The sequence below is a fragment of the Liquorilactobacillus satsumensis DSM 16230 = JCM 12392 genome, from assembly GCF_001435195.1.
In the GTDB taxonomy this organism is placed as follows: Bacteria; Bacillota; Bacilli; order Lactobacillales; family Lactobacillaceae; genus Liquorilactobacillus; species Liquorilactobacillus satsumensis.
Genome location: NZ_AZFQ01000034.1, coordinates 205,138 through 210,040 on the forward strand (window position 1 = coordinate 205,138; position 4,903 = coordinate 210,040).

The following is a 4,903-nucleotide window of genomic DNA, read 5'->3' on the forward strand; positions in this document are numbered from 1 at the left end:
ACTGCCACAAAACCTTAGTTTTGTCGCAGCCCTACCCATTATTATCTGTATCCATTTTTAAATAATTCCCGTCTTTTCTACCTGGTTTTTAACTTTAGTCAATGCCCGTACTCTTTAAACTAATTCTTCTTTGGTTTCTCTTTTCGTTTCCATAATCACCGGAAGCCACCGTGAGACAACTGCCTCAGGGGCAAAGTGTTTAACACGCTCCAAAGAACGCGCAGAATAGTAGCGACGCAGGAAACGACTAGCCGTCATTCTATCCAACACCCGTACAAAATCTGCAACATCTTGTGGCTTAGTCATAATTCCGTAACGATCTTCCTGCAAGTACTCTGCTGATCCTGTATTAGCCATTGCGACTACGGGCAGTCCAAAGCCCATTGCTTCTCCCATGACAAGCGGCATTCCTTCCCAACGTGAGGTTGAGACAAAAATCGAAGCACTCTCATAGTGATCTTGCAAGGCTTTATCCTTTAGCGCTCCACGATAAATAATTTTATCTGCGACACCAAAACGTGCTACCAATGCCTTAAAAGTCGCCATATCCTCCGGTGTACCACTACCGGCAATTGCAATTTTCCAGTCATCTTTAAGTGATTTCGCAGCTTCCAACAAAAGGTCGATTCCCTTATGCTGAATTGCAATTCGTCCGGTAAAAGCAATTAAATGACTATTCAGATCTGCTCTTTTCTCTGGAATGAGTGTTAGCGGATTATAGATTTTAACCGTGTTTTGATTGAACTCACGGTATCTTTCATAATCAAACGCTGTGAGGACAACTACTGTATCCGCAGCAGCTAGTCCGCGCTCAAACTCTGCAAGCATCCCTGCGTAATACTTAGTTGTATAAGTTTCATAATTGTTGTGCATCCACGCAATTACATTCACATTAGGTGCTTTTTCTTTAATAAAAGGAGCAAAACTTGTCAAGAGCCCTGCCGGTAAAATTACGCAGCCATACTCATTTTCAACAACATAGTCACAAAGGTCGCTGATCTGATCTGCATAGCGTTCATAAGGAGAATCCCCGAAGTAATTTAAAATATCGCTCGAAACCGGCCTTTTAGCAATGATTAAAGGTGCCTCTAATGTGTAATACGGCACTGTTTCGCTCAAAGAATAATATGCCACATCCAGCTGTTTACTCAGCTCATTTCCTAACACCGTGGCCGCGCGTTTGACACCATCCATCACTACATTTTCTAATGCAATTAAGACTTTCATAAGTTTCGCTGGTTTTCATTTGAAAAACAGCTGCCCCCTTTCTTCTTCTCCTACAGATGCTCCACACCTTTCTAGGAAGCATTCCACAAATTAAAATCGGCTCACTCAAACAGCCTACACTTCCTTGAGAAAAAGTTTAGCATAAAAAGCAAGATTTCAGAAACAAAATGCATTGTAATTCATAATTAGAAAATGATTAAATTATTTTTAGCTTAAGTAATTGTGTTAAACTAGGACATCAGTTTTAGCAATCAAGATTTTTACGTCATCATCAAGAATAAAAAATCAAAATGATCGTATATATATACACTAAACTCATTTGCTTTTTTCTGTTATACTTTTAGAGTACTACCTATTAAGTAGGAGGTCTTTCAAACGGAAAAAGATATTCGTCTCATGGCAGTCCGAAACTTTGCCAAAGAACAACTCGGTGAAGACCGAACTGGCCACGGCTTCGACCACATTGAACGTGTAGTCAATTTAACCAAGAAAATCTTAAAAGACGAAACTGCAGATCGGCTGATTACAATAACTGCAGCTTATTTGCATGATATTTCTGATGACAAACTTTTTGCTGATCCTGCAGCCCAAAACGAACTGCTAAATAAGTTTCTAGCGGACCAAAATTTTTCGTCGTCAGCACGAACACAAATTAACAGTATTATTAATAATCTTTCTTTCAGCAAAACGTTAACCTCCAACCAGTACCCGCTTTCTCCAGCTGGGAAGATCGTCCAAGATGCGGATCGCCTAGATGCCATCGGAGCCATCGGAATTACTAGAGCGATTTATTACGGCGGCAGTCATGCTGAAACCATCTATGATCCGCAGCTTGCTCCTCGAAAAAAACTGACAAAAGCTGAGTACCGTGACTTAACTAATGAAACAATCATTAATCATTTTTATGAAAAATTACTGAATTTAAAAGAGCTGTTAAATACCGCAACCGCTAAAAAAATTGCAGCAGGGCGTCAACAAGTAATGCTGTCATTTCTAGCTGAGTTTAAAGCAGAATGGAATGCAGAAAAATAGAAAAAAAGTAAAGTGTAATTCAAATCTAAAATTGATTGTCAGAATGCCATTTTCGTTTCATGTAAATAGTAAATATTACTTTTTAAACGCTAAATGCGCTTGACACCGGGGTTTAACTTGATTAATATCCTAAATTGTAATCATTACTACTTTTATCAAAACGGAGGGCGTTATGAAAAAGATCAGTTATTTTCTATCATTTCTTATTTTGGGGTTATTTTTAACAGGGTGCAGTCTTGGGTCCAAAAGCAGCACGCAAAAAAGTGGAATCAAAGTTGTCGCCACCACGGATTTTTACGGCGAAGTTGCTAAAGCTGTTTTAGGCAATCACGGGCAGGTCAGTTCAATTATCAACAGTCCTAACGTTGATCCTCACGACTACGAACCAACCACTAAAGTTGCCAAGCTAGTTGCCAAAAGTGACCTGCTCTTGTATAACGGAATTGGTTATGATGGCTGGGCAAAGAAGTTGAGCGGTTCTAAAAAAATTGCAGTCGGTGAAGATATTATGAAAAAAAAGGATGGCGATAATGAACATCTTTGGTATAATAGCAAGACAATGCCACGCATTGCAAACTACCTGGCTGACTACTATAGCAAGCTTGACCCAACACATAAAAAAGAATATCAAAAAAATGCACAAAAATACATTTCCAGTTTAACCGAGCTTTCAAAATTAACAGCCCAAATCAAACAAAATAGTAAGCATAAGCTTGTTGATGTGAGCGAACCAGTTTTCGATTATGCTCTGGACGATATGGGTTATCAGGTCAACAACACCCACTTCTCGGATGCCGTTGAAAAAGGAACAGATCCTTCACCTAGTGATATCAAAGGCATGCAAGACGATATCAAGCAACGTAAAATTGCATTTTTCGTAAGAAATACACAAGCAAGTGACAAAACGGTCGACAACTTGGTTAAATTATGCAAACAGTATCAGGTTCCTGTCGTCAATGTGACCGAAACCTTACCGGCACATAAAAATTACTTTAACTGGATGAAAGCACAGTATCAACAAGTTTTAAATATTCAAAAGGATGAGAAATAAACTACATGAAGACAATAATCGAAGTTAAGGATCTGAATCTGAGCGTCCCAGAAAAACAATTATTCAAACAGCTTAGTTTCAGTGTTCCCGCCAACAAACTAACTTGTATGACAGGTGAAAACGGGGTCGGTAAAACCACCCTTGCAAAGTATCTCCTGCGGTCATTTACCAAAGATGACCAACATATTAAATTCGCTGTAAAAAGGACACAGGTTCAATATGTTCCACAACTTCGTAATATTGATGATGAATTTCCGCTGAGCATTCATGATTTTGTAGCCTTGGGGTTGCACCGTTCACATTTTTTGTGGCACAGTCGCAATGAACGTCAGCTTTTAAAAAAAGTATTAGCAGAAACCCAGCTTGCTAATATTCAAAAAGAAGCGCTTGGAGCAGCATCCGGTGGCGAAAAACAAAGGGCCTTTCTTGCACAGGCCCTTTGTGCTGAACCTAAATTATTAATTCTTGATGAAGCAACAGCTAGTTTAGATAAAGATGCTAAACACAAATTGCTCCAGTTGATCAGCAAACAGGTCGCAGAAAAAGATATCACAGTGCTCTTCATTACGCACGACAATGAGCTGATTGCAAGATATGCAGACTATGAATTAATTCTTTCTGCACAGCAAGGAAAACTAATTGAACGGGAGCGTGCAACTGATGCTGCAATTTGATTTTATGCGTTATGCTTTTTTATCAGGAATTTTCATCTCTTTAATTTGTGGTTTGATGGGAACTTTTGTAGTTGCACGCCAAACCTCTTTCTTTACCCATACACTCTCAGAGATCGGCTTCTCAGGAGCTGCCTTTGGAATCTTTGCCGGTATCAGTCCACTGCTTGGTATGATCATTTTTACAATGGCAAGCGGCTTATTTATCGGCATTTCAGGCGATCGCTTAAGTCGACGTGAAGCTTCGATTAGTCTTTTTTCCGGAATCTTTATCGGTCTTGGAATTCTCTTTCTCTCACTTTCTAATAAACAATCAAATTATGCGACCAACATCCTTTTTGGCAGTATTGTCGGTATTACCCTCAGTAATGTCTACTCATTAATTTTACTCAGCCTGCTGATCATCGCTGTGGTTGCTGTCTTATTTAGACAACTGGCTTACAATTCGTTTGATGTCATTGGCTCACAATACAATCAGCGCAATAATCTGCTAATCTCAATTGCCTTCTTATGTCTGTTAGCCCTGACAATCAGTATTACAGCACAAATTATCGGCTCATTGTTGATCTTTGTCCTATTGACTATCCCAGCTTCTGCGGCAAAATATTTTACCACCTCATTATGGAAAATGATTGGTTTGACCACCGGTTTCTCGTTGCTTGGGATCTGGCTGGGGCTTTACCTTGCGTACACGACGGACTGGCCTGTCAGCTTCTTTATTACTTTAATCGAAGCGGTCATTTACGGTATCGCACTTTCCATTCATTACCTGCAAGGGAAGAATCAAGCTCACACGCGCTCAACGCAGCTGTAATCATTGTAAGAATTCCGTGGGTAATTCATACGCACAACTTACAAAATAAAAGAGGGACTGTGACAAAAGTTAAATTTTGTCACAGTCCCTCTTTTATTCCGGATAAAC

At 39.5% G+C, this 4,903-nt stretch carries 5 protein-coding genes; 4 read left to right on the forward strand and 1 reads right to left on the reverse strand.

Annotated features, from left to right (window positions below):
- Window positions 1–114: 114 nt before the first annotated feature.
- Window positions 115–1,227 carry a glycosyltransferase gene (locus FD50_RS04855; protein ID WP_056960620.1) on the reverse strand — a complete coding sequence of 371 codons (1,113 nt, stop codon included), beginning with the start codon at window positions 1,225–1,227 and terminating at the stop codon, window positions 115–117.
- 396 nt (window positions 1,228–1,623) lie between these two features.
- On the opposite strand from FD50_RS04855, the gene FD50_RS04860 reads away from it, so the two are divergent.
- From FD50_RS04860 to FD50_RS04875, 4 genes are all read left to right on the forward strand, one after another.
- Complete coding sequence (locus FD50_RS04860; RefSeq protein ID WP_054758021.1) at window positions 1,624–2,259, forward strand: HD domain-containing protein; 636 nt, start codon at window positions 1,624–1,626, stop codon at window positions 2,257–2,259.
- A 172-nt stretch (window positions 2,260–2,431) separates the two neighbouring features.
- Window positions 2,432–3,310 carry a metal ABC transporter solute-binding protein gene (locus FD50_RS04865; protein ID WP_054758022.1) on the forward strand — a complete coding sequence of 293 codons (879 nt, stop codon included), beginning with the start codon at window positions 2,432–2,434 and terminating at the stop codon, window positions 3,308–3,310.
- Window positions 3,311–3,315: 5 nt separating this feature from the next.
- The gene (locus tag FD50_RS04870) at window positions 3,316–3,984 is read left to right on the forward strand and encodes a metal ABC transporter ATP-binding protein (RefSeq protein WP_056960621.1); all 669 of its coding nucleotides are present in this window, start codon (window positions 3,316–3,318) and stop codon (window positions 3,982–3,984) included.
- The gene (locus tag FD50_RS04875; RefSeq protein WP_054758023.1) at window positions 3,971–4,795 is read left to right on the forward strand and encodes a metal ABC transporter permease; all 825 of its coding nucleotides are present in this window, start codon (window positions 3,971–3,973) and stop codon (window positions 4,793–4,795) included. The genes FD50_RS04870 and FD50_RS04875 overlap by 14 nt, the downstream gene beginning before the upstream one ends.
- The last annotated feature ends 108 nt before the right edge of the window (window positions 4,796–4,903 follow it).

Coding starts and splice junctions, on each gene's coding strand:
- FD50_RS04855 (WP_056960620.1), bottom strand. CDS start 1,227: ATGAAAGTCTTAATTGCATTAGAAAATGTAGTGATGGATGGTGTCAAA.
- FD50_RS04860 (WP_054758021.1), top strand. CDS start 1,624: ATGGCAGTCCGAAACTTTGCCAAAGAACAACTCGGTGAAGACCGAACT.
- FD50_RS04865 (WP_054758022.1), top strand. CDS start 2,432: ATGAAAAAGATCAGTTATTTTCTATCATTTCTTATTTTGGGGTTATTT.
- FD50_RS04870 (WP_056960621.1), top strand. CDS start 3,316: ATGAAGACAATAATCGAAGTTAAGGATCTGAATCTGAGCGTCCCAGAA.
- FD50_RS04875 (WP_054758023.1), top strand. CDS start 3,971: ATGCTGCAATTTGATTTTATGCGTTATGCTTTTTTATCAGGAATTTTC.